This window comes from Bradyrhizobium sp. 159, assembly GCF_023073795.1.
GTDB lineage: Bacteria > Pseudomonadota > Alphaproteobacteria > Rhizobiales > Xanthobacteraceae > Bradyrhizobium.
In genome coordinates, this window is sequence record NZ_JADPKE010000058.1 from 14,193 (window position 1) to 37,157 (window position 22,965).

A 22,965-nucleotide genomic window follows, 5' to 3' on the forward strand; every position below is an offset into this window, starting at 1 on the left:
TGTCAGGTTAAGCGAAGTATTGCTCAGTTCCGCAGCAGGGAACTGTAAGCTGTTGTTTGCGCGCCATATTTTGCCTGCTTTCTGGGAGCAGTGCAGCAAGTATCTGTGGACGATCTGTATTCGCCCGGATACCATTTTTATGACGCCCGTGTGTAGAAACATACGCCTGTATGATGGACTCAGAGGGCGCTACCGGGGATTGTTTGGGGACCTTTTAGGGCTTGGGGAAGGAACCAGATTGAGACTTCTGAACTCCCTTAATCTTCGCGGCTGGTTGCTGGTGGGAACCGCCGTGTGTGGAGTCGCGCTGGCTGGCGCCGTCGCGACCCTTGGAACGTCAGCTCGAGCCGGTGCTGCGCTCGAAGAGCGCAAGCTGCCGATGAAGTTCAGCTGGGTGGCCTGCGAGCCGAACTGCCGCGGCTGGGTCAGCGCGGTCGGAATCATCACCGCCGATACGCCGAAGGCTTTTGAGGAGTTTTCTCGCGGGCGCCAGCTGGGCGGCGCCACGGTGGTGCTCGACTCCAGCGGCGGCTCGGTCAACGACGCGATCACGCTCGGCCGGCGCTTCCGCAACCTCGGACTTCTGACCACGGTCGGAATCAGCGTTCAGAACCGCGGCGGGCAAGGCGCCCGTCCGGCGGTCGCGCCGGGGGCCTATTGCGAATCGATGTGCGTGTTCCTGCTGCTCGCCGGCAAGAAGCGCTATGTGCCGGAAGCTGCCCATGTCCGGGTCCACCAGATCTGGATGGGCGACCGCGCTGACGATGCCAAGGCTGCGAGCTACAGCGCCCAGGACCTGATGATCGTGGAGCGCGACATCGGCCGGCTGGCCAAATACACGTTCGACATGGGGGGTGCCGGCGATCTGCTGTCGCTCGCACTCAGCGTGCCGCCGTGGGAAGATTTGCATGAGCTCGACGCCGGAGAGCTTAAGCTCACCAATCTCGTGACCACCGACCTCGTGGCCGACGTGTTGCCGCATGTGGACATCTCCGCACCGGCGATGGCGGAGCTTACATCGAAGACGCAGGCCAGGTACGGCGCGGAACCGGAGCAGCCGCAGCAATCTGCCAAATCAACCAAGACCGCGGAAGCCCTGGTGCCGACGGCCGGCGGCGTGGCGACACCAGCGGCGGCGGCGCAGAAGTAAACGATATGCTTTGATGGGTCATTCCGTGGCGCGCGACAGCGCCAGCCCGGAAGATCGGCAATCTCTGGATCCGGGTTCGATGCGGAGCATGTCGTCGACCCGGCCAATACGCCGGGTCCGGTGGCATCGCCCCGGAACGACGGAGAGCACTCAGCCCTGAGCCGCCGCCGGCTGCTTCGCCTTGGCCTCGATCTGGCCGATAGCATCGACCACCGCATCGAAGGTGAGAAGGGTCGAGGCATGCCGCGCCTTGTAGTCGCGGACCGGCTCGAGGAACTTGATCTCTTCCCATTTTCCTTCAGGAGGCGCACCGTTCTCCTTCAGCATCTTGCGAACGGTTTCGCGCAACTCACGGAGTTCGCTCGCAGTCGACCCCACGATCCGACTTGCCATGATGGACGAAGAGGCCTGTCCCAAGGCGCAGGCCTTCACGTCATGGGCGAAGTCGGTGACGGTGTTCCCGTTCATCTTGAGGTCGACCTTCACGGTCGAGCCGCACAGCTTGGAGTGGGCAGTGGCCGAGGCATCGGGGTCCGACAGCCGCCCGAGCCGCGGAATATTCCCGGCCAGTTCGATGATCCGCTTGTTGTAGATGTCGTTCAGCATGTGATGGAGTCCAGCACTTCCGCACCCGATCGGCCTTGGCGGGCGGCGTCCAGGGTCCTATATAGGGTCGGAACTCGCGGAAAAACAGTCCAGCGGCCCACCGGCGGTGATCCAGAATGGTGCGGCCGGCGTGGCGACGAGCGGACCTTTTTCGCCGAGACTGTTCTGTTCAGGCGTCCGGCGGCTTGCCGCCCCGTCTGCCGGTGACACTCCGGCCGTAAGGCCGTCGAACGGAGTCGATATGGACGCTGCAATCAAATCCATCCGCCCCAACAAGCCCTCGGACCGCCAGCCCGAGAGCCGCCCGGCCGAGCTTGATCCCGCTGAATTTCTCGCGGCCGCCGTCCGCGCCGACCAGCCGCGCCCTGCGCGCGCCGAGGCGGAAGCAGCGGTGAAGACGCTGCTCGCCTATATCGGCGAGGATACCGAGCGCGAAGGCCTGCTCGACACGCCGCGCCGCGTGGTCGAGGCCTTCGACGAGCTCTATCAGGGCTACCATCAATGCCCGGCCGAGGTCCTGGACCGCACCTTCGGCGAGACGGCGGGCTATGACGATTTCGTCCTGGTGCGGGATATCGAGTTCACCTCGCAATGCGAGCATCACATGATGCCGTTCTACGGCAAGGCGCACATCGCCTATACGCCGGTGGAGCGCGTCGTCGGCCTATCCAAGCTCGCGCGCCTGACCGATATCTTCGCCCGCCGGCTCCAGACCCAGGAACATCTGACGGCGCAGATCGCGGCCGCCATCGACGAGGTCCTCAAGCCGCGCGGCGTGGCCGTGCTGATCGAGGCCGAGCATACCTGCATGTCGGTGCGCGGTGTCGCCAAGCATGGCGCTTCCACCTTCACCAGCCGCTTCACCGGCATGTTCCGGGACAATCCGGCGGAACAGGCCCGTTTCCTGTCCCTTGTGCGAGGCCTGCAGCGCTGACCTCGCCAACGTTTTAAGCGAGGACGCTCGTGTCCGCCCACTCTCACGAAGTCGAGGAAGGTCTCGCCTTCCTGCCGAAATTCGACGCCGCGGGCCTTGTGACGTGCGTGGCAACCGACGTCGTCAATGGCGACGTCCTCATGGTCGCGCACATGAATGACGAGGCGCTGCGCAAGACGATCGCGACCGGCGAAGCCTGGTACTTCAGCCGCTCGCGCAACGCCTTGTGGCGAAAAGGTGAGACATCGGGTCAGACCCAGCGCGTGGTCGAGATACGCACCGATTGCGACCAGGACGCGGTCTGGATCCGCGTCGAGCAGATCGGCGCGGCCTGCCATACCGGGCGACGTTCGTGCTTCTACCGCAAGGTCGAGGCCGAGGGCGGCGGCGCTAGGCTCGTCTTCGTTGATGCCGAGCGGCTGTTCGATCCGGGCGACATCTACAAGAAGTAGCCATCCGTCATTCTGGGGCATGTGAAGCACGAGCCCGGAATCGATCGTGCGATATCATGTGCGGTGGAATGGATTCTGGGGCTCGCAGCTTCGGTGCGCCCCCGAACGACTCGGTTCGGCAGGGCGAGAGCCAAATTTACCCCGCATTAACCATACCTGTTCCACGGTGAGACGACTGGGCGCCGAATTGCCGGCGCCGCTCAATGCCGCGCGGGGCGGGCACTTCATCATGTCGGTCGACAAGTTCAGTGCGACGCAGACGGCCGGTCTCGATCCGTCGCGGGCGCGCGTCGCCGGCGCGATCAAGCAGGCCTCCAATATCTCCGGCGTCGGCTTCCAGTACATGTTGACCACCGCCAAGATGGAATCGGATTTCAATCCGACGGCCGGTGCCACCACCTCGTCCGCGCACGGGCTCTATCAGTTCATCGATCAGACCTGGCTTGGCACAGTGAAGGAGGCGGGCACTCAGCTCGGCTATGGCAGCTATGCCGACGCCATTACGAAGACCGCGTCGGGCAGCTACATCGTCGATGATCCGATGATCAAGCGGTCGATCATGAAGCTGCGCGACGATCCCGAGGCCGCGTCCAGCATGGCGGCGGCGCTGACGCAGTCGAACAGTTTCAAGCTCACCGGCCTGCTCGGGCGCAGGCCGAGCGACAGCGAACTCTACATGGCGCATTTCATGGGTGTCGGCGGCGCCGCGAAACTGATCGCCAATGCCGAGGACAATCCGCAAGCCGTCGGCGCGCGGCTCTTTCCGAACGCGGCCGCCGCCAACCGCTCGATCTTCTACGCCAATGACGGCCGGGCGCGCAGCGTCTCCGAAGTCTACTCGGTGCTGGACGCGCGCTATGCCAGCGCGGCGAATTCCAAGATCACCCGCAGTGCGATGGCGATGTATGGCGGCACGCCCTCGACTACGCAGGTGGCGGGCGCCAACGGCGTACAGCCGACAGCGCCGGTGATCGACAACGCCGCTTATCTCCAAACCTTCCCCAATACCCGCGCCGTGACGCCCGTCAGTGCGACGTCACCTACGACGCTCGCGGACAATGCGCCGACCACGCCGGCGTTTCGTTCGATCTATCAGCCTGGCGACGCCACGCAGCCGGTCTCGACCGCTGTGCAGAAATTGTGGGGCAACAACGCCACGCTCACCTCGGTGGCCTCAGCAACGCCGGACATGCGTCCGCCGCAGCCGCTCGATCTCTTCAGCGATCGCAGCGGCACGTTCTCGAGCTAGCATCTGCTCTCGTGCCCGGACGCTCTGCAGCGTACAACGCTTGCGGCGCTGAGCTGGGACCCAGGCGCAGCAAATCCTTCCGAACAAATAGGCCCGGCTTAGCGGCGCAGCGCTCGCGCGCCGCACCGTGTGCGGGATACAAGAAAAGCGCGGCTTTGTTCCCTTAACAAAACGTCAATAAAACCAGCCAGTTATGGTGAACGCTTTGTTAAGCGTCGTGGTTTATTTTGTGTTGCAGGTGACAAGCCGTCACTATTTTTCGTTTTCGTTGCGTAGGCCGGAAGCACCATGATTGTTCGGCAGTTCATCAATTGGATCAGGACGGCGTCCGCGGGCGAGCGGGCCGAGGCGACGCGGGCGTTGGCCCGGGCCTGGCTGATTTCAGACCTTTCTCATGATGACCGCGTCGCCGCCGAAGGCGCGCTTTTGATGTTGCTCGACGATCCCTCGCCGCTGGTGCGGCGGGCGATGGCCGAGGCCTTTGCGCGCAGCACCGAGGCGCCGGCTGCAATCGTGCGGGCGCTGTCGGCGGATCAGCCGACGGTTGCGCTGCCCGTGCTCGAACATTCTCCGCTGCTGATCGATGCCGATCTCGTCGACATCGTCGCCACCGGCAATGACGAGGTGCAGTGCGCGGTCGCCCGCCGTATCGCGCTGCCGGTCTCGGTCTGCGCCGCCATCGCCGAGGTCGGCTGCGCGGCGGCCGCGCTGGAGCTGATCGAAAATCCCCATGCCGAGCTCGCGCCGTTCTCGTGGAATCGTATCGTCGAGCGCCACGGCCACCTCGCCGCGATCCGCGAAGCGATGCTGGTGCTGGAGGATCTGCCGGCCGCAACGCGCGCGGCGCTGGTGGCCAAGCTTTCCGAGACCCTTGCGCAATTCGTCGTGGCCCGAAACTGGCTGAGTGCCGATCGTGCCGAACGCATCACGATCGAGGCGCGCGACCGCTCCACCATCAACATCGCGGCGCGCTCGCGCGGTGGGGACATGCAGGGCCTGGTGCGGCACCTGCGCATCACCGGCCAGCTCACGGCGGGTCTGATTTTGCGCGCGCTGCTGTCGAGCAATCTCGACCTGTTCGACGCGGCGCTCGCCGAACTCGCCGATCTGCCGCTGGCGCGCGTCTCGGCGCTGCTGCACGAGCGCGGCGGCAACACCCTGCACGCGTTGCTCCGCCGCGCCGGGCTGCCCGAGGCGACATTTGCGGCATTCCAAGTCGCGCTCGACGCCTGCCACGAGCAGGGTTTTGTCGACACCGATGACCGCGCGGTACGGCTGCGCCGTCGCATGGTGGAGCGCGTGCTCACCCATTGTGAGACCGACCGCGGCGCTACCGAACCGTTGATGGTCCTGCTCCGCCGCTTCGCCACCGAGTCCGCGCGCGAAGAGGCGCGGCTGTTCTGCGACGAGCTCGTCGCCGAGGACGCGGTCGATCCGCTCTATGACGATCTGATCGCGGCGTAGCAGGTCCTGCGAATTCCGTCACTGCGAGCGCAGCGAAGCAATCCAGAGTCTCACCGCGGAGACAGTTCTGGATTGCTTCGCTGCGCTCGCAACGACGAGAGGGAAGAGCTGGGCCTTATTCCGCCGGCGCAATGCTTGGCGCCAGGATCACCTCGAGATGTTCGGGGCGATCACGGTTGACATGGGCGAGATATTCGTCGGCGACCTTGCGCAGGCGCCGGCTGAGCTCCGCGGAGACGCTGATGCTGTCAAGCCTGGTGTTCTCGTGCGCGATGGCGAGGATTGCGTTGATGTGGTGCGTGAACAGCTCGGCCGGCACCTTCGAAAGATCCGGCGCATGCTCGATGATGCGGCACAGGCTCTCGGCGATTCCCGCTGCCGAAGGAAAGCCGAAAGTCGCCGCATCGCCTTTGATGTCGTGTGCGGCGTGGAACAGCTCGTCGCGCAGCTTCCTGGTGAAACCATCCTGCTGCACCTCGGTCCAGGCGGCGGACAGTCTCTCGACCTCGATCCTCATCCAGTCCTTGAATTGGCCGGACAGGCCCGCCAGCGCCTGCTCGGCGCGGGCGACCGGATCGTCCATGTCTTTTGCTTCGACCCGGCGCAGCACTTTTCGCAAGGGATTGGGCTGCGTGATGACGTGATGCGTGGCGAAGGCCTTGACCTCGATGTCCTTTGCGCTGTTCTTCGCCATGATGCCTGCCTCGTGTGAGACGCTGCGCTAGATGGAGGAGCGGGCCTTGTCGAGCAGCGAGGGCTGCTGGAGCACCTCGTGCTTTTCGCCGACGCGACGCTCCGGGCCCATATAGGCAGAGTTGGTGTTACGGCGCCGGTCCGGGCCGAAATAGGTCTTGGTCTTGATGAAGGGGCGGGGATTGGCAACCACGTTGAGGATGCGCTGGTAGAGTCCCTTGGCCGAGATCGGCTTGGCCAGGAATTCGGTGACGCCGGCATCGCGCGCGACCGTGACGCGGCGCTTCTCGGAATGGCCGGTCAGCATGATGATCGGCGCGTAGGGGTTGCCCTTGGATTCGGGCTGCCGGATCATTTGCGCGAGCTCGAGCCCGTCGAAGATCGGCATCGCCCAATCGGTGATGACGATGTCGGGCACGTAATGGCTGTACATTTCCAGCGCCGTGGCGCCATCCTCGGCCTCGTAGACTTCGCGTGCGCCGAACGAATGCAGCAGCGTCCGCAGGATGCGGCGCATGTGCGGATTGTCGTCGCAGACGAGGAAGCGCAGCTTGTTGAAGTCGATACGGAACATGACGCCCGGGCCAAAGCGGTCAACCTTCGTTAACCATATCGTGGCGGGGGTTAACGAAGGGTTGCGATCGGCCTTTTGAGAGGGGCGGGCCGGCGGCTCAGTAGCCGAACTGTTCGCGCAGGATCCGCTCTTCCAGGCTGTGGCCGGGGTCGAACAGCATGCGCATCGAGATGGTCTTGTCGGAGAGGACCTCAACACGGCGAACGTCGCGCACCTCGTCATGATCGGCGACCGCCGCCACGGGGCGCTTGTCGCCCTCGAGCACCTCGATCACGACATAGGCCGTGTTGGGCAGCAGCGCGCCGCGCCACCGGCGCGGGCGGAAGGCGCTGATCGGCGTCAGCGCGAGCAGCGCGGCGTTGATCGGCAGGATCGGCCCTTGGGCGGAGAGGTTGTAGGCGGTAGAGCCGGCCGGCGTCGCCACCATGATGCCGTCGGCGATCAGCTCGGCCATGCGCTCGCGCTCGTCGATCAGAATCCTTAAGCGTGCGGCCTGGTAGGTTTGCCGGAACAGTGCGACCTCGTTGATGGCGTGGTGCAGGTGGACGCGGTCGTTGACGTCGGTCGCGCGCATTAAGAGCGGATGGATTTCGGATTCATGCGCCGCCTCGAGCCGCGTGCGCAGATCGTGCGTCGAGTATTCGTTCATCAGGAAGCCGACCGTGCCGCGGTGCATGCCGTAGATCGGCTTTCCCGTGTGCATGTTCCGGTGCAGCGTCTGGAGCATCAAGCCGTCGCCGCCGAGCGCGACGACGACATCGGCTTCCCTGGGGTCGTAATTGCCATAATCCCGGGTGAGCTGGCCGAAGGCGGCCTGCGCCTCGCTGCTCGGGCTGGCGACGAAGGCGATCCGGTCGTATCGCGAGGGTTTGGTCATGGCTTCCCGGGCAGGTGCCGCTGGCTCGAGTAAGTTCCGCCGGGCTCGTCTATACGACCTGGGCCTGGATTGTCGAGGAGGACCGCCTTTCAAGGCAAACGGGGGATTGCCCCATCCCGATTCAGGACGAAACGGGAGCGCTTCGGGCCCGAAAGACCTCTCCATGCGCCGCCGAACCCATGATCCCCCAAACCGTCGCAATTCCTGGCTAATGATCGGTGCGCACCGGCCTTCAGAGCCGGGCACGGAGAACGATCATGGTATTGAGTTTGCCGGCGCTCCGCCACGCGATGCTGGTGATGGCGGTGTCGGCTTTCGCCTTCGCAGGATGGGCGCGCGCGGAGGATCCGCCGCAGCCGCGCTCCGAGACGACATCGCCGGCCGGACAGAAAGGCGGGCGTGGCGGTGGCGCGCAAAGCTCTGCGCCTGGTTCGCCGTCGGCGGCCGAGCTGCATCGTCTGCCGCCGGACTCCACCACGAAGCAGACGCTCGATCTGCCTGGCCGCACTCTCAACTTCGCCGCGACCGCCGGCTCGATCCGCGTGTTCGACGGCAAGGGCGACCCGCTGGCCGACATCGCCGTGACCTCCTATGAGCTCGACGGTGCCGATCGCGCGACGCGCCCCGTGACCTTCCTGTTCAACGGTGGGCCCGGCGCATCTTCGGCATGGCTCCAGTTCGGCGCCGCGGGGCCGTGGCGGCTGCCGCTCGATGGCGAAGCCCTGTCGCCGTCCGCCTCGCCCGAGGTGAAGCCGAACGCGGAGACATGGCTCGACTTCACCGATCTCGTCTTCATCGATCCCGTCAGCACCGGCTACAGCCGCTTCGTCGCCAGCGGCGAGGACGCGCGCAAGTCCTTCTATTCCGTCGACGGCGACGCCAATTCGATCGCGCTGGTGATCCGCCGCTGGCTCGAGAAGCACGACCGGCTGATCTCGCCGAAATACGTAGCAGGCGAAAGCTATGGCGGGATTCGCGGACCGAAGGTGGTGCGCCAGTTGCAGCTGCAGCATGGAGTCGGCGTCAGGGGATTGATCCTGGTCTCGCCGCTGTTCGACTTCCGCGAGTTCGCCGGCACGAGCTTGCTGCAATATGTCGCGACGCTGCCGAGCTATGTCGCGGTGGCGCGCGAAGCCAAGGCACCGGTCACGCGCGCCGATCTCGCCGACGTCGAGGCCTACGCGCGCGGCGAATTCCTGGCTGACCTCGTCAAGGGCGAGGCGGACAAGGAGGCGACCAACCGGCTGGCCGACAAAGTCGCCGAGCTCACCGGCATCGACCAGGCGGTGAGCCGCAGGCTCGCCGGCCGGCTCGACGTCGGTGAATTCCGCCGCGAGTTCGATCGCAAGAACGGCAAGGTGACGGGACGCTACGACGGCTCCGTGCGCGGCTTCGATCCCTACCCGGATTCCAGCAGCTCCCGCTTCGGCGACCCCTCGGGCGATGCACTCCAGGCGCCGCTGACGAGTGCCGCGGTCGACGTGTTGACACGCAAGCTCAACTGGCGGCCGGACGGCTCCTATGAAGTCCTGAACGGCAGCGTCGAGGGCCACTGGGATTTCGGCCGCGGCCTCAACCCGCCGCAATCGGTGTCGGAACTGCGCCAGATTCTCGCCACCGATGCAAAGCTGAACCTGCTGGTCGCGCACGGCCTGTTCGATCTCGCCACGCCCTATTTCGGATCGAAGCGCGTGCTCGACCAGTTACCGGCCTTCGTTACGCAACGCGTGAAATTCGTCGTCTATCCCGGCGGCCACATGTTTTATTCGCGCGACGGTTCGCGGCAGTCGATGCGCAGTGAGGTCGAGGCGCTTATCCGCGAGTAGGCCGCCGCTTGCGTGGCGGATACCGGCGCGCGATCTCGCGCGCCACGACGCTTGCAGGCTTGACGTTGGCACCGGCGATCCAGATGTCGCTCACCTTGCCGCGCTTGTCCCGGACGCGGCGGACCGGCTCGCCATGGCTGGAGTAACCGGCGGCCCAGGCGAGCTTGCCCCTGTCGCGGCCGGTGACCTCGATCTCGGCGGCATCCATGAATGGGTTGTTGAACTGCGGGTTGGCGACGAGCACGCGGTTGCCCGCCGGCACGAGATCTGTGGCTCCCCAGATCGTCCACCACCGGCCGGTCCAGTCGCGCACGCGCCGGTCGGGCGCGCCGCGTGTCTTGAACGCGCGCAGGATCTGCATCGAGCCGTCCATCCAGAATGGCGCCGCGCCGTCAATGGAATTGCTGAGGATGCTGATCGCGAGCTCGCAAGCGGGGATGGAGCAGGTCCGGGAGATGTAACCCTGGAAGCCGCCGCCATGGCCGAACCAGTCCCAGCCGTCGGTCTTGCCGGCGTTGACGCCTAACCCGTAATAGCCCTCGAAGCTCTGCGGGATGCGCCAGTGGTGTCGCGTCATCTCGCGGCGGCTCGCGACCGAGAGAACGCTCTTCTTCGCATTGGGCGCGAGCTGCGCGAAGAAACGGGCGGTATCGCCGGCGGTCGCGACGAAGCCCGCCGCGGACGCCATGGCGTGCGCGGGATTGTCGCCGGGGATTACGCAGCGCTCGCCGAGCGGCAGCTTTCGGGTATGGCCGCGCGCGAACGGCGTGCTCTTGGCAAGCGGCGCATCCGGTTCGGTCTCACGCAAGCCCACGGGTTCGACGATTTCGCGCTTGATCCAGACAGGGTAGGGCTCCTTGGTCACGGCTTCGATGACGAGGCCGATCAGGCCAAAGCCATGATTGGAATATTTGAAGCGGGTGCCGGGCTCGATTGCGGCCGGCAGCTTCAATTCCGCGAGCAGCTCCTTCGCATCGAGATAGGGCCGGCTATCGATGAACTGGCCTGAATCGGCGCCGTCACGCGTCAGTCCCGCGCTGTGCGAGAGCACCTGCGCGATCGTCGTCTCTGCCACGCGCGGATGCAGGCCGCCGACGTATTGACCGATCGGATCGTCGAGTCGGAGCTTGCGCTGCTCGCGCAGCTTCATGATGCCGGCGGAGGTGAAGCTCTTCGAGTGCGAGGCAATGCGGAAGCGGTGCCGCGGAGTGAGCTTCTCGCCGGTGTCGAGATTGGCAAGGCCGAATGCGTGCTCGGCGACGACCTCGCCGCGATGGGCAAAGGCGATGATGACGCCGGGCTGTTGGAATGTCCTCTGTTGGAATTCGATCCAGGAGCCGATGTAGTCGATCGCGGATCGCAGCCACGTATCCATTGCACACCAATTGCGAGGGATGCTGCGCAAGGCTAGCCGAGAAAGTGGAACGGGCACAACCCCAAGGTTGTGCGCGCTCGCTTCATTCAAATAGTGATGTCTTAGTAGACCAGCGTCGCGCCGGTAGGCCTGTCGAGCGCGGCGGCGAGCGAGCGATATTCGGAGCTGTCGGTGCCGGCGAGCGAGGCGATCTTGTTCAGGTGGTACTGCGCCTGTTCGCGGTTGCCCTGCTCGAGCTGCCAGAGGCCGTAATACTGCCAGGTGCGGACGTGGTTCGGATCGTCCTTCAGCGCCAGCTCGTAATAGGCCTTCGACGACTGGTAATCGCCGAGCTTGCGATAGGAGTAGCCGATCAGGTTCGCGACATCGGCAACGTCGTCGCGCTTGAGCGACTTCAGTTGGTCGATCGCGCCGTTGTAGTCGTGACGGTCGTAGATCGCAGTGTAGGCGGCGCGATAGGCCGCCACGAATTTGGGATCGCTGACGGATGAGCTCTTCTTCTTGCCTTTTTTGGTCGAAGTGTCCGACTTCGGCGGCGGCGAAGGTTCATCGCTGCCGGCGGCATAGGCGCTGGTCAGCGTCGGCCCGGCCGCCAGCGCCATCGAGACCAGTCCCGGCACCAGAAGCGTTGAGAGTCTGCGCATTGATGTTCTCCCGTATGAAACGTGGCGATCCTACACGATTGCCCGAAGACCGGAACACCCATGGGGCAAAAACATTCCCGCTTCGCACGATCTATTCGTCCCGGCGCAGATGACAAACTTGTCATCGAGATGAACGGGAGCCCGCAATGGGCTTCAGACTGGGTTCAGTGGCTGCTCTCTAGGCTCGGACTTACGATCGAAGGGGTGACGAGAGGGCGCCGCCTCAAGATCCTTCCCAGAGGAGACCAACCATGTTGAAGACCATTTCCGCAGCCTTGCTCGCAGCCTCCGTGATCGCAGCCCCGGCTTTCGCCGCCGAGGCGGGCAAGACCACCACGACCGCGCCGGTGATCAAGGCGGACCAGAGCCAGACCAAGGCGGCGGATACTGCGGTCAAATCGGATGCGGGCGTCAAGCCCGACACGAAGGCTTCCGACGTCAAGGCGAATGCCAAGGTGGACACCAAGTCGAACGCGATGAACGCCAACGCCGCCGCCACGCCCGACGAGCACAAGTCCGTGCGCAAGCATCGCCATCACCACAAGCAGGTCACGGCCAAGGAATCGCTGAAGGCGCAGCCGGACGTGACCAAGCCGGCGACATCGGACAAGCGCAACTGACCACTGATCCCGCGCGGCGGCATCCCTGGCATTGCCCCGCCGCCGCGTGCGGAGTTCAGGCCCGGTCCGTTCGCCATGCCTCGTGCGAAAGCCCGAGGTGTCGGCGGCGGACCGGCGCGCCGTTTGCGCCGCTGCAAGCGAATTCCCTTTGTGCAAGCTTAGATCATGCAGGCTTGGGTTCGTGGAAGCTTGGGGCTAGAACACCTCCGAGTCTGATCGAGCGGAGAGCGGTGCCTGTGGGGCGATTGGCGAGATATGCAGTGATCATGGCGTTGCCGTTGGCGCTTGCGGCATGCTTCGGCAGCGACGGTGACCGTCCAACGCTGATGGGCGGGACCCAGGCCGGAGGGCCGCAGCCGTTTCCCGACAACTTCCGCAGCGACACGCTGGCCTTGATGCGCAGCTATCTGAACAACCCGGTCGGGGTGCGCGACGCCAGCATGGCCGATCCGGTGCTGCGCGAAGTTGGCGGGCGCCAGTTCTACGTGAGCTGCCTGCATTTCACCCCGCGCGAGACCGATGGCAGCTACAAGGGCATGCGCGAGCGCGCCGTGATTTTCGTCAACGGGCGGAGCGACCGCGTTATCGATCGGACGAGCGAGCTCTGTGCCGGTGCGGTTTACGCACCCTTTCCGGAACTGGAAAAGATGACGCGGTAGCGCAAAGCCCGCCTTCATCGCCTCATGATAGGACAGACCGCGCCGGAGCCGCTGGATCACATCTTGGCGAGCTTTGAACGGGCGGTTTCGTCTCGCGACAAATCGTTACGGCTCGCCCTGCGCCGACGACGAGAACGGCCGGCGCAAGGGACGTGACGGAACAAAATCGCGTTGTTGCCAACCCGTCACAGTAACGAACGATCAACGTTCCGGCATCGCCGCGAAGCAACCAAATTCACGCCACGTTGTTTGCTGAGGGTCGAATTTGAGAGAACGGGGATGATCATGAAAACGATTTTGCTCGGTGCAGTCGCGCTGCTGGCGCTGGCCGCGCCAGCCGCTGCAGCCGACATGCAGCCGCGCCCTTACACCAAGGCACCGGCCTATACGCCGCCACAGGTGATCTACAACTGGACAGGTTTCTACATCGGCGGCCATGTCGGCGGCGCCTTTGCCGGTGACAATGGCTTCCAGTCGAGCGATGCCCGCTTCCTCGGCGGCGTGCAGGGCGGCTTCGACTACCAGTTCGCGCCCAATTGGGTGGTGGGTATCGAGGCCCAGTATTCCTGGCTGCCGACCAACAACAACGGCGTCACGTTCCCGCTGGGCACGCAGGTGACGTCCAACACCGACCAGCTCGGGTCGGTGACCGGTCGCATCGGCTACACCTGGGGACCGACGCTGCTCTACGCCAAGGGCGGTTATGCCTGGCGCAATAACGGCCTTGGCGTGAACATCGCCGGGGTGCCGCAGGCCTTCACCACCACCGGCAACAGCAAGGACGGCTACACCGTCGGCGCCGGCCTCGAATACATGTTCGCGCCGAGCTGGTCGGCCAAGGCCGAGTATCAGTATTACAACTTTGGCAGCACCACCTTCACCTCCGGCCCAGCCGATATCGTCGGCGTCCGCGGCCGGGAGGATGAACATACCGTCAAGGTCGGCGTGAACTACCGGTTCGGCTGGGGCGGTCCGTCGGCGTCGCGCTACTGACCTCTGCCAACGACGCGATCTGACAAGGCCGGCTTTCCCGCCGGCCTTTCGTTTGCCCGCCTCTTGCTCGCCGGCCTGTTGTTCGCTTTGCGTCAACCATCTGGCGCATCGCTTGCAAGCAAACGTTCCGGCGCGCGTCTTCTCACGCGCGTCATGGCCGCGGGGTAAAGCAAAAATAATTTTTGCCGCTTACGGAACTCGCGCTCCGGAACGCGTTATATGAGAATTGCCGGGCTGGTGGGACGACGAACATGCGTATCTTGGTGTCGGCAGGGGTGCTCGCGTGCGTCATCTGCTTGCCGTGCTCTGCACAGACAATCCTTAAATCCGAGCCTCTGATGCTGGCGCCCTACGAGGTGGCCTTCGTCAAGGACGCTTCCTGTCCGTCGGGCAAGGTGCTGAAGGTCACCGGCGCGATCCGCGGGCTGCATCGCCGGAAGGCCTGCGTGGCCCTGGCGGGCGAGCAGGCGTCTCTCGCGACCGCGACGCCCTGAGCCTTCGCTCAGGTTTCCCGCCCCGGAGCTCCGGACCTCAAGTGTTCAGCTCAAGCTCCATCCTCGACTGCTGCTCGGCCTCAGCTTTGTTCTTGGCGGGGTCCTCGCCCTGGGCTGCCTGGCAGGGCGCGATCTCGTAGTCATTGTCGAGCACCCGGCGCGGTCCCGGCCGCTCGTCGTCCGCGGTCACGTCCACGACGAGACCACTTCGCTGCGCGAGTTTCCAGACGTCGGACTCGCTCGGATAGGCCTTGCTGATCTGGGCGTCGTTGCAGAACAGGGCGTAGGGCATTCTTCCCGCTCCAGGAAAGCCCGTTAACGACTTTGCGCGGAACGGGTTCCGGCCGGCTGGTCGATCACGGCGCCGTGATCGGGCAGTTCGTGTCCTGAGTCGTAAACGAGTCCTGAATCCGTAAAAAAAGAATCCCTGGGACTCTCCGGCTGGAATCAGCGGATGTTTTCGGCCATGACGAGCGACCTGAAAACCTCCTGCGGGCACATGCTCCTGCCCCTGACGTTGGCGCTGTTTGGCGCCTGCGCGGCCAATCTCTGGCTGGTGTGGTCCTGGCTGTAAGCCCCGATTGGAGCGCCGGCCCTACTTTTCGGCCGGTGGGCGGGGGGAGGCGTCGCTCATGGCGGCGCGCAATTTGCTCAGGGTGGCCGCGCAATACTCCTCGCGCTCGCGCGCGAACCGCTCCTGATGCTTGCGGAAATTGGCGATCCGGGCCTGCATCTCGCTGCGAAAATCGCCGCTTGTCCGTGCCGGCGGGAGCTTGACGAACTGAGCCTGCGGAGCGGGCTGGAGCGGTCCGATCTCGACCGGGGCGGTCTCGACGGTCGCCGCCGGCGAATCCGACAGCGCGGCCGGCTGAAGGAAATCATCCTTTTTGCCCGTCACCGATTGAACGAAGGCCAGTGTCTGCGCGATCAGTGCGTCGCGTTCCCTGATCCACTTCATGATCCACCTCTGCCGCGCTCCATTCCAGCAAAGCGGCCGCGCCGAATCAAGGTCGTTTGAAAGGGATTGCATATTTTTCCCGATCGCCCGACATTGGTCGGATGAATGACGAAGACGAACGGGTGGACGAAGCGGAGGGCTTAGGGCTCGTCCGCGCGTTCCTGTCGCTGCCGCCCGACAAGCGGGCGGAGGTGATCGCGTTCGTCGAGGAATTGGCGCGGGCCCATGGCCGGCCCGAGAAGGGCACGGAGGCATCGCCGACGTGATGGTTATCGCTGGCGCGGATTGACGTTGGGCTCGAAGGGTGCGCCGACCACCCGAACCGGTGTCGGAGCGGTGGCGTCGATTGCCATCCGCTCGGCCACCTGCTTTGCAGGAGTCGGTGCTGGCGCCGGTTCGAACAGCGCAACTGTGCCGGCCACGACGCCACAGCACAGCGTCACGCTCGCCAGCAAAAATATGTTTCGATTTTCTTCCCTGATCCGCATGGGTCGAGAACGAGCGACGCACGGCTTTGGTCCCGACCCCCATCGGATCAGCGTCTCCGACTCTGCCCAACGCTAACGATCAGATCGGATGGCACGCTGCGATTCCGGAGGCTCGAATCGCCTGTACACTGGGCTTCCGACTTGCCTAGAGGCTCACCCGATGACCGCCCACCGTCCTCCCGTGCTCGCCCACCAACGTTTCCTCGCCGACCGCGAGAATTTCGCGGACCTCGATCTCGCCGCCCGGTTCGAACGCATCGAGCGGACCAACCTTTGGGGCGCGCCAACTTCCGTCTCCGGCCTCGGCTCTGAGGACCCAGCGACCGCCGCGATCCGAGAGGGGCTTCCTCCACTGCTGCAACGCCTCGGTGCCCGCTCGCTGCTCGACGCGCCCTGCGGCGATGCCGGCTGGATCAGCCGCATGACGCTCGATGTCGATTACACCGGCATCGACATCGTGCCGTCGCTGATCGAGGCCAACCGCCGGCGTGTGGCAGGCGGGTCGTCGGGCCGGTTTCTCGTTGCCGACATCACGCGCGATGCACTGCCGCGTGCGGATGTCATTCTCTGCCGGGACTGTCTGGTGCATCTGAGCTTTGCGAATATCGATCGCGCCCTCGCGCAATTTCAGATGAGCGGCGCGCGCTTCCTGCTCGCCACCACCTTTCCGGAATGGGAGGCAAATCGCGATTGCGAGGATGGCGACTGGCGGGCGCTGAACATGGAGAAGCCGCCGTTCGACTGGCCGGCGCCGCACGCGCTGATCAGCGAGCGTTGCGAGGAGGGCGGTGGCGGCTGGCGCGACAAGAGCCTCGGGCTCTGGCAGCTGGATCAATTGCCTGATCGTGTCTGCCTTGCCACGGAGGAGCGTTTTCGATGATTGATGCCAGATGCAGTTGTGGCGCGCTTGCGCTGTCGCTTCCGGGGCCGTCGCGTCTCGTCGTTGCCTGTCACTGCACCGACTGCCAGCGCCGAACCGGCGCGCCGTTCGGCGTCGGCGCCTTCTATCCAGCTGACGCCGTCACGTTCTCAGGGACGCCGAAGGAGTTCGTCCGCGCTGCCGCAAGCGGTGGCAAGGTCCGCAGCTATTTCTGCACCGACTGCGGTTCGACGGTCTATTGGAAAGCCGACAATCTACCCGCGATGATCGCCGTTGCCGTCGGTGCGATCGCGGACCCGAACTACCCCGCTCCCGTCAGATCGGTGTTCGAGCAGGCGAAGCATGTGTGGGTGAAGATCGCTGACGCCGAGCACTTCCAGCAAAGCAGCGCGCCGAAGAATTCGAGGTGAGAGCCGTGCGGCAAAAGCTGGTGCGGCTGAGGGGATTGCTAAATCGATCTAAGGCATTGAATTTTATTGTAAAGTCTATTCTCGAATTGCCAGTCTACCAACGGAGCTACCAACATCTTCCGGACGCTAGCGGAGATTTGGGCGGGGATAATGGTGTCGGGAGCATGCCCGGACAGCGACGCTGCGGGTATTGTTGAGCAGCACCAACCCTGAAAGGAAGGCGCGCCAGTCCAATGCGAACGACAGTTCCGGCCGCCGTTCTGACCGCGGCAGCACTCGCCTTGATGCCCTGTTCAACGGCCTTTGCGGCAGAAGACGGCCCTGAGTGCTTCTCCCAATACACCAAGACCAACGTTTGCGACTACGCGCGATCGGCACAAGCCGCGGTGGCACCGACACTGCCGATGAAAGCCAGCGCGAACCTCACCATAGTGTCGGTGGCGGCTGCGGGACCGCGCCTCGTCTACGTGGCTGCAATGAGTTCATCCGCTGCCGAAGCAGAGGCGACGGCGACGGCGCGTGGCATAACCATGCAAGACTGGGCTGCGCAGGTGGAAGAGTACACGCGAAATTCGGTGTGCAGCATGGAAGCACTCGCAGCGTTCGTCGGGTTGGGCGGTGAGGTGCAGTATTTCTACAAGGGCGCGGACGGGCGAGTTCTGTTCTCGCCGCTGGTTGGGCGCAACGATTGCTTGAAGCGCCGGTAAACGGGAAGTTCCGGCGATCGGATACCGAAGGTTGGAGTTCGATGAAGGCTGATCGCTTTCCCTATGAAGCGTCGCGATGGTCGCCGGCGCAGCCGGACGAAGCCAGACGCTGGTTCGAAGAACTGGAAACGCAAAGTCCCCTGAACGTCCGCAATAGGCTGACGCAAACCGACGCCGGCCCTGCCGGCACGGTTACGATCGGCACGACGCAAATGACGATCGGCTTCGCCGAAGACTGGCTGGCTTGGCACGATCGCAGGCGTGAGGCATCGGAAGGCAAGCCAAAGAAGCACTGGCTCGATTGGGCTGGTTGGGCAATTGCGGTGATATCCCTGTGCATCACCGGGTTCACGGCCTACCGCACGCTGCTAATCCAACGCGACGACATCCGGGTCGTTGTCGACGGCACGCTGGCAGTGCGGCCCGATAAGGGCGATTTGCTGCTGGATCAGGATCAGCAATTCACGTTCATCAATTCGGGAAACCGCGCGGCGGTCATCACCGAAATCTATGGAGAATTGGTGCTGGTCACCGATCCTAAGACTGGATGCGATGGCCGCTTCGCCAAATCGATCGTCTTCAACCCGACCCAGATCGTCGTAAAGCCGGGAGACATTTTGCCTGTGCACGCGAACGTGGTGGAGCGTTATCCTTGGGTGAAGGACGGCAACGCACTCCGGTTTCGGCGGAGCAAGGGAGAACAGAACGACAGCTACATCCTCTGCCTACAGCTGTACGTGACGACACCGGACAGTACATCGATCCGGTGGGTTCAAAAGCTGTATTCGGTCCCGACGAAGGACGACCAGTCCCCGGACGCCCCCGATAGGGGCCGGCCGCCGTTGAACGTGATCCAACAGATGCACTGGGGCTTAAACTGACAAAGCGGGTCTTGAGTTCGATCCTCACGCTTCTGCTGTGGCAGATCTTCATCACCAAGAATGCTGCGGTCTACGCGAGTTTGTATCCCAGACGGCTCGCAAAGGTCGCTGTCTTCGTCGTGTTCATTCCACTAATTGCGATCACCTCGCTGATGTGGGCCGGTCTCTGGATCGTCGGGGTTGGAAGGGCGATGAACTTGTTCAGGTAGTCCGCTGACGGCGCGCGAGCGCCGGCGTCGGGTCGTATTGAAGCCCCCCAGCCGGTCCCCTGAGATTTGACGTGGAAAACGGCACCGGGAGCATGCCCGGTTCGCGGTATCGCGTGTAGTATCGGTGCCTGCAACCGGGGGGCAAGTCATGGCGCGGACGCGGGTCACAGAAGATCAGTTTCGGGTCGACGAAAACGGGGTGACCCATACCCCGACCAACGCCCGCTGGACGGCCTATCCCGGCCGCCCGGAGCCAGCCGTCTACTCTTCCGGCATGCTGGGAAGCGTCCTTCCGAACGGTGATGACTACTGGCGCGAAGACGTCGAACCGATCGCGCTGAAGCTTCTCGCCGCGCGGCCCGCGGCATCAGAACCATGACCCACCGCCTTGGGACCGCCGATCTGATCGAGTACGCCAATCGGAAACGCGCGTGGATTGCTGCTGCCCGAATGGCCTTCGAACCTAGGCGTCGCGAGGCCTGCTTTGTTTGCGGCAAGTTTCAGTCCATCGCTCAGGCTCACCATGTCGTACCATTGGGGGAACAGTTCGACCGTGGCTTTCCCGCCGCTGACCACGAGCACGAGTTCCTTTGCCCGAACCACCACTTCATCCTCCATCTCTGGATCGATGATGACATCTCCCACCAGCGGCGCGGCCGGCGCGCCGCTCCCACCGTCGACGATCTGACGAACGAAGAAATCGAGCGAATGCTTCAGCTGTCGGGCCGCGCCGACGTTTAGAGGAACAGAATGAACCGACTTCAAAAATTCGTGGAACGGGGCGCTTTTGGTGAAGGCACCGGACGCGCTGCGTACGTGCTTGATCCGACGAAGCTGCCAGAACCTGGCAGCGGCTTCGATTGGCAGATCGTGGATGACTTCCTGCCGGGCGATGCCGTCCTTGCCGACCCGGGCCTGAAGCAACTATTCGAGGTGGCATTGAAACGCGGCTGCGCAGTGGTGGCGCGAGCTACAGAAGCATGACGTTCGGGTTAGGCATTATCACGACGATCGTTGCCATCGCCGGCGCGGCGATTGCCTACTTCCAATTTGTCACGGCTCGCCGGAAGCTGATGCTTGATCTTTTCGACCGCCGGCTGAAGGTGGTTGAAATGGTTGAACGGGCCGTCGGAGCGTTCCAATCGAGCGGAAAGGTCACCGGTCAAAACTTCAACGACTTGCTGACCGCGAAAGCTGGCGCGCGTTTCCTATTCGGCAGCGACGTCCAAGATTACTTGAACTCCCTGCATCGGGACTTCGCTTTTTGCCTAACCTACTCCGATGCGATGCTTGCTGATCTTGCAACGGCTAACCGAGATGCGCTGATCGATCAGAAATACCAGATCGAACTGCGGCTGGCCCAACAGCCCGCGCAGCTGACGGTCGCCTTCGGGCCTTATCTGAAGTTCACCGACAAGCAGACGAAGCCGTGGCTGCCGTGGTGAAAGGGGCCTCACCCGGTCAGGTGCGCGCGAAAAGAAGAAAGGCGAGAAGTTGGAAACAGACGACGAAAGAACGCGGCGCCAAAACGCGGAGCGAGAAGCCGAACTGGAACGCGTGCCCCTTCAGACGATCGACAAGAGCCAGTGGCCAAAGGGCGTTAGACCTATCGCGCTTTCCGAAACGAACGGTCTTGGCATCGACAACGACGGGCGTTTGCACTGGAATGGAAAGCCGGTCGAAATCATTGGGCGTCGAGTTGATCTGACCCGCGGCCAATCCGCGTTCGCCATTGTAGTTGCTATGTTCACGATCTTCGGCGCGATCGGCGCAGCCGCCCAGGGTTGGGCGGCCTACCACGATTGGGCTTGCAAAAATAAGCAGCCAGCGCTGCTAAGTTGCCCCTCGAATTGAGCCTCAGCGTAAGATGACCTCACTTCCTCAATTACTCCCTGACGTCGACTATCTACTCAGCCTAGAGGCCGAGGAATTGGCAAGCTATCTTCTGATCGCCCTTTCGGCGCAGCGGCAAAACGGAAATGTCCATGCAACGAACTTCCTGAGTGGCTTGTTCAACCACCATCCCCATTCAGGCTCGTACGCTGATCGATCCAGGCAGGATCAGATCGAATTGGCGATAGCTGAGGCTTGGAATTGGCTTGAGGTGCAAGGGCTGTTAGTCCCAGCTTCAGGGACGAACGGAAGTCACGGCTGGAAGCGCTTTAGCCGTCGCGCCGAAATCATGGCTTCGCCGTCTGACGTCACTACGTTCGCGCGTTCTCGTCGGATCGAAAGGGAGAAGTTGCACCCCCGGATCGCCCAATCCGTGTGGTCTGCCTATCTGCGCGGCGAGTACGATGTAGCTGTCTTTCAGGCGATGAAAGCAGTTGAGGTTTACGTCCGCGAGGCCGGCGATTTTTCGGCGGCTGATCTCGGCACGGATTTAATGCGGCGCGCTTTCCACGAAGAGACCGGCCCTCTGACAGACAAGTCGGTTGAAAAAAGCGAGCGGCTAGCAAGATCGGCGCTGTTTGCCGGCGCAATTGGATCGTACAAAAATCCACACTCACACCGAGACGTGGACCTGAATGATCCCAACGAAGCGATGGAGATCGTCCTTCTTGCGAACCACCTACTTCGCATTGTTGATGGTCGCGCCGCGGTCAGAGGCGCCCCTCAGGCGTGAACTCCTCAGGTTGAAAATGAGCGACAGCGAGATAGATCGAGTACCTAAGACAACTCTCGACTGTTGGAAGGCTGAGCTTTCAGAATGGATGGTCCCCGGCGCGTTCCGCAGTCGTGTCGACGCGATCATACGACCTCTTCCTCGTCATATTTTCTTTCGCCAAGGAGGGTTGGCGTTCCTGCGTGACGCTTGGATAGCTGGCAAGGTCGCGAACGCGCTTTCATCGCGACTAGTGCGGCTCGTGCCACACGCGCGGCCCGACTTCGAAGTCCAGAAGGACAGGGAGATGAGCGAGCAATTTGAAGTGACAGAAGCCGATATGGACGGACGTCGGCGCGGTGACGAGATCGACCTCCATGCTCTTGAACCCGATCCCGTCGAGAACTGGCAGAGGAGATTTGAGGCCATTCCGGCGGCCCTAAATCGGGTAGTCGCAAAGAAAGTATCTAAGGACTATCCTCCCGGCGTGAGCCTCGTGATCTACTTAAATCTCGGCTGCTATGGTGCATACACAGCCGAAGGTCTGCCAATCATCAGTGAGAGCACTTCGGCTGCACGTGCGAAATTCCGATCCGTTTTCGTCATGTGGGAGGGCGTTCTCTACAAATTCTGGGAAGGCGGAAAGCCGGCGACTGAGCGATGGCCAATTGCTCAGCCTGACGATTTTTAACCCGCTAAGTGCAGCACCGCGATGTCATCCGAAATGGGTTTCCTGTCATCAGCCGCCCTGCTTTTTGCTGCACTTTTCGTATTGATCCCCGGCAACGCCGTTAAAGCCGGCGAGCGATCAGTCGAGACGCCTGAATGCAAGGAAATAACAGCGCGGATCATCGAGCGGACGAATACGCACTTCGATCACTTCTCACCATCCGGCGGCAGCGTCTTCTTCAAGCACCCTGACATGGTCCTGATTTGTGATCCCAAGTTCATAACCTACGTCTCCTTGAACTGGGATGCGAGCGGCTTTCCGCCGAACGAATGGTTCGCACTCGTTGCGCAGGCAGGAAGCGCGGTCACAGGCGCCGACCTGAAAAAGTTGGAAACAGCGGCGCATCGATGCCATCGAGCTGCGCTCAAGGAAACCGGCGAGCAAGCCAGCGCGCTTCTTCCTAATGCAACGGTCGGATGTCAGGCTTTCACCGGAGACGGTGGCGGCGTGGTCGTGGATGTTGCAATACCATCACGAAGGAATTGAA

At 63.2% G+C, this 22,965-nt stretch carries 31 protein-coding genes; 21 read left to right on the forward strand and 10 right to left on the reverse strand.

The features are described from left to right. Window positions 1–238 precede the first annotated feature (238 nt). A complete protein-coding gene (locus tag IVA96_RS15635; protein WP_247280956.1) occupies window positions 239–1,150 on the forward strand; it encodes a hypothetical protein in 912 nt (303 codons plus the stop codon). Between the two features lie 150 nt (window positions 1,151–1,300). Here IVA96_RS15635 and IVA96_RS15640 read toward each other — a convergent pair whose 3' ends face one another. Beyond that, a complete protein-coding gene (locus tag IVA96_RS15640; RefSeq protein ID WP_247280880.1) occupies window positions 1,301–1,756 on the reverse strand; it encodes an iron-sulfur cluster assembly scaffold protein in 456 nt (151 codons plus the stop codon). A 241-nt stretch (window positions 1,757–1,997) separates the two neighbouring features. Here IVA96_RS15640 and folE point away from each other — a divergent pair, with 241 nt between their 5' ends. The 4 genes from folE (at window position 1,998) to IVA96_RS15660 (ending at window position 5,855) form a co-directional block, all read left to right on the forward strand. Beyond that, window positions 1,998–2,690 (forward strand): GTP cyclohydrolase I FolE, encoded by a 693-nt coding sequence (gene folE / locus IVA96_RS15645; protein WP_247280881.1) that lies wholly within the window; start codon window positions 1,998–2,000, stop codon window positions 2,688–2,690. A gap of 29 nt (window positions 2,691–2,719) precedes the next feature. Further along, a complete protein-coding gene (gene hisI, locus IVA96_RS15650; RefSeq protein ID WP_247280882.1) occupies window positions 2,720–3,142 on the forward strand; it encodes a phosphoribosyl-AMP cyclohydrolase in 423 nt (140 codons plus the stop codon). A gap of 187 nt (window positions 3,143–3,329) precedes the next feature. Further along, window positions 3,330–4,391: a lytic transglycosylase domain-containing protein gene (locus IVA96_RS15655; RefSeq protein ID WP_247280957.1), complete on the forward strand. Its 1,062-nt coding sequence runs from the start codon at window positions 3,330–3,332 to the stop codon at window positions 4,389–4,391. 288 nt (window positions 4,392–4,679) lie between these two features. Beyond that, complete coding sequence (locus IVA96_RS15660; RefSeq protein WP_247280883.1) at window positions 4,680–5,855, forward strand: DUF2336 domain-containing protein; 1,176 nt, start codon at window positions 4,680–4,682, stop codon at window positions 5,853–5,855. 115 nt (window positions 5,856–5,970) lie between these two features. Here the strand turns inward: IVA96_RS15660 and IVA96_RS15665 are convergent, their stop codons facing one another. The 3 genes from IVA96_RS15665 to IVA96_RS15675 form a co-directional block, all read right to left on the reverse strand. Next, entirely contained in the window at window positions 5,971–6,549 is a 579-nt protein-coding gene (locus IVA96_RS15665; RefSeq protein ID WP_247280884.1) for an Hpt domain-containing protein, read from the reverse strand. A gap of 27 nt (window positions 6,550–6,576) precedes the next feature. Beyond that, window positions 6,577–7,122 (reverse strand): response regulator, encoded by a 546-nt coding sequence (locus IVA96_RS15670; protein ID WP_008549760.1) that lies wholly within the window; start codon window positions 7,120–7,122, stop codon window positions 6,577–6,579. Between the two features lie 97 nt (window positions 7,123–7,219). Next, complete coding sequence (locus IVA96_RS15675) at window positions 7,220–7,999, reverse strand: NAD kinase (protein ID WP_247280885.1); 780 nt, start codon at window positions 7,997–7,999, stop codon at window positions 7,220–7,222. 257 nt (window positions 8,000–8,256) lie between these two features. On the opposite strand from IVA96_RS15675, the gene IVA96_RS15680 reads away from it, so the two are divergent. After that, complete coding sequence (locus IVA96_RS15680; protein WP_247280886.1) at window positions 8,257–9,825, forward strand: peptidase S10; 1,569 nt, start codon at window positions 8,257–8,259, stop codon at window positions 9,823–9,825. Here the strand turns inward: IVA96_RS15680 and IVA96_RS15685 are convergent. Both IVA96_RS15685 and IVA96_RS15690 read right to left on the reverse strand, forming a co-directional pair. Continuing rightward, entirely contained in the window at window positions 9,812–11,200 is a 1,389-nt protein-coding gene (locus tag IVA96_RS15685; protein ID WP_247280887.1) for a serine hydrolase domain-containing protein, read from the reverse strand. The genes IVA96_RS15680 and IVA96_RS15685 overlap by 14 nt on opposite strands. 101 nt (window positions 11,201–11,301) lie before the next feature. Next, the gene (locus IVA96_RS15690) at window positions 11,302–11,844 is read right to left on the reverse strand and encodes a tetratricopeptide repeat protein (RefSeq protein WP_247280888.1); all 543 of its coding nucleotides are present in this window, start codon (window positions 11,842–11,844) and stop codon (window positions 11,302–11,304) included. A gap of 251 nt (window positions 11,845–12,095) precedes the next feature. Here IVA96_RS15690 and IVA96_RS15695 point away from each other — a divergent pair, with 251 nt between their 5' ends. From IVA96_RS15695 to IVA96_RS35815, 4 genes are all read left to right on the forward strand, one after another. Further along, a complete protein-coding gene (locus IVA96_RS15695; protein WP_247280889.1) occupies window positions 12,096–12,464 on the forward strand; it encodes a hypothetical protein in 369 nt (122 codons plus the stop codon). Between the two features lie 263 nt (window positions 12,465–12,727). After that, window positions 12,728–13,123, forward strand: coding sequence for a hypothetical protein (locus IVA96_RS15700; RefSeq protein ID WP_247280958.1), 396 nt, complete (start codon window positions 12,728–12,730; stop codon window positions 13,121–13,123). Between the two features lie 285 nt (window positions 13,124–13,408). Beyond that, entirely contained in the window at window positions 13,409–14,116 is a 708-nt protein-coding gene (locus tag IVA96_RS15705) for an outer membrane protein (RefSeq protein WP_247280890.1), read from the forward strand. Window positions 14,117–14,367: 251 nt separating this feature from the next. Next, entirely contained in the window at window positions 14,368–14,610 is a 243-nt protein-coding gene (locus IVA96_RS35815) for a hypothetical protein (protein ID WP_346015482.1), read from the forward strand. A 37-nt stretch (window positions 14,611–14,647) separates the two neighbouring features. Here IVA96_RS35815 and IVA96_RS15715 read toward each other — a convergent pair whose 3' ends face one another. Both IVA96_RS15715 and IVA96_RS15720 read right to left on the reverse strand, forming a co-directional pair. Next, window positions 14,648–14,902 carry a hypothetical protein gene (locus IVA96_RS15715; protein ID WP_247280891.1) on the reverse strand — a complete coding sequence of 85 codons (255 nt, stop codon included), beginning with the start codon at window positions 14,900–14,902 and terminating at the stop codon, window positions 14,648–14,650. Between the two features lie 303 nt (window positions 14,903–15,205). After that, entirely contained in the window at window positions 15,206–15,568 is a 363-nt protein-coding gene (locus IVA96_RS15720) for a hypothetical protein (RefSeq protein WP_247280892.1), read from the reverse strand. 101 nt (window positions 15,569–15,669) lie between these two features. On the opposite strand from IVA96_RS15720, the gene IVA96_RS15725 reads away from it, so the two are divergent. Then, window positions 15,670–15,834, forward strand: a complete 165-nt coding sequence (locus tag IVA96_RS15725) for a hypothetical protein (protein ID WP_247418127.1) — start codon at window positions 15,670–15,672, stop codon at window positions 15,832–15,834. Window positions 15,835–15,837: 3 nt separating this feature from the next. Here IVA96_RS15725 and IVA96_RS15730 read toward each other — a convergent pair whose 3' ends face one another. Then, window positions 15,838–16,056, reverse strand: a complete 219-nt coding sequence (locus IVA96_RS15730; protein WP_247280894.1) for a hypothetical protein — start codon at window positions 16,054–16,056, stop codon at window positions 15,838–15,840. Window positions 16,057–16,216: 160 nt separating this feature from the next. Here IVA96_RS15730 and IVA96_RS15735 point away from each other — a divergent pair, with 160 nt between their 5' ends. The 5 genes from IVA96_RS15735 (at window position 16,217) to IVA96_RS15755 (ending at window position 19,143) form a co-directional block, all read left to right on the forward strand. After that, a complete protein-coding gene (locus IVA96_RS15735) occupies window positions 16,217–16,936 on the forward strand; it encodes a class I SAM-dependent methyltransferase (RefSeq protein WP_247280895.1) in 720 nt (239 codons plus the stop codon). Next, window positions 16,933–17,346: a GFA family protein gene (locus IVA96_RS15740; protein ID WP_247280896.1), complete on the forward strand. Its 414-nt coding sequence runs from the start codon at window positions 16,933–16,935 to the stop codon at window positions 17,344–17,346. Before IVA96_RS15735 ends, IVA96_RS15740 begins: the two co-directional genes overlap by 4 nt. Before the next feature lie 233 nt (window positions 17,347–17,579). After that, window positions 17,580–18,053: a hypothetical protein gene (locus IVA96_RS15745; protein WP_247418139.1), complete on the forward strand. Its 474-nt coding sequence runs from the start codon at window positions 17,580–17,582 to the stop codon at window positions 18,051–18,053. Between the two features lie 41 nt (window positions 18,054–18,094). Next, entirely contained in the window at window positions 18,095–18,934 is an 840-nt protein-coding gene (locus IVA96_RS15750; protein ID WP_247418141.1) for a hypothetical protein, read from the forward strand. An 11-nt stretch (window positions 18,935–18,945) separates the two neighbouring features. Continuing rightward, on the forward strand, window positions 18,946–19,143 hold the full coding sequence (locus IVA96_RS15755) for a hypothetical protein (protein ID WP_247418143.1): 198 nt from the start codon (window positions 18,946–18,948) through the stop codon (window positions 19,141–19,143). Window positions 19,144–19,449: 306 nt separating this feature from the next. On the opposite strand, the gene IVA96_RS15760 is transcribed toward IVA96_RS15755, so the two are convergent. Continuing rightward, window positions 19,450–20,067: a hypothetical protein gene (locus IVA96_RS15760; protein WP_247418145.1), complete on the reverse strand. Its 618-nt coding sequence runs from the start codon at window positions 20,065–20,067 to the stop codon at window positions 19,450–19,452. A 56-nt stretch (window positions 20,068–20,123) separates the two neighbouring features. Between IVA96_RS15760 and IVA96_RS15765 the strand changes: the two genes are divergently transcribed. The 5 genes from IVA96_RS15765 to IVA96_RS15785 all read left to right on the forward strand — a co-directional run bounded on the left by IVA96_RS15765 (window position 20,124) and on the right by IVA96_RS15785 (window position 22,964). After that, window positions 20,124–20,588, forward strand: coding sequence for a hypothetical protein (locus IVA96_RS15765; protein WP_247280901.1), 465 nt, complete (start codon window positions 20,124–20,126; stop codon window positions 20,586–20,588). A 49-nt stretch (window positions 20,589–20,637) separates the two neighbouring features. Next, complete coding sequence (locus tag IVA96_RS15770; protein ID WP_247418147.1) at window positions 20,638–20,997, forward strand: hypothetical protein; 360 nt, start codon at window positions 20,638–20,640, stop codon at window positions 20,995–20,997. Between the two features lie 13 nt (window positions 20,998–21,010). Further along, window positions 21,011–21,769 carry a TIGR02391 family protein gene (locus tag IVA96_RS15775; protein ID WP_247280903.1) on the forward strand — a complete coding sequence of 253 codons (759 nt, stop codon included), beginning with the start codon at window positions 21,011–21,013 and terminating at the stop codon, window positions 21,767–21,769. 286 nt (window positions 21,770–22,055) lie between these two features. Continuing rightward, on the forward strand, window positions 22,056–22,439 hold the full coding sequence (locus IVA96_RS15780; RefSeq protein ID WP_247418149.1) for a hypothetical protein: 384 nt from the start codon (window positions 22,056–22,058) through the stop codon (window positions 22,437–22,439). Window positions 22,440–22,460: 21 nt separating this feature from the next. Next, the gene (locus IVA96_RS15785) at window positions 22,461–22,964 is read left to right on the forward strand and encodes a hypothetical protein (RefSeq protein ID WP_247418151.1); all 504 of its coding nucleotides are present in this window, start codon (window positions 22,461–22,463) and stop codon (window positions 22,962–22,964) included. Window position 22,965 lies beyond the last annotated feature (1 nt).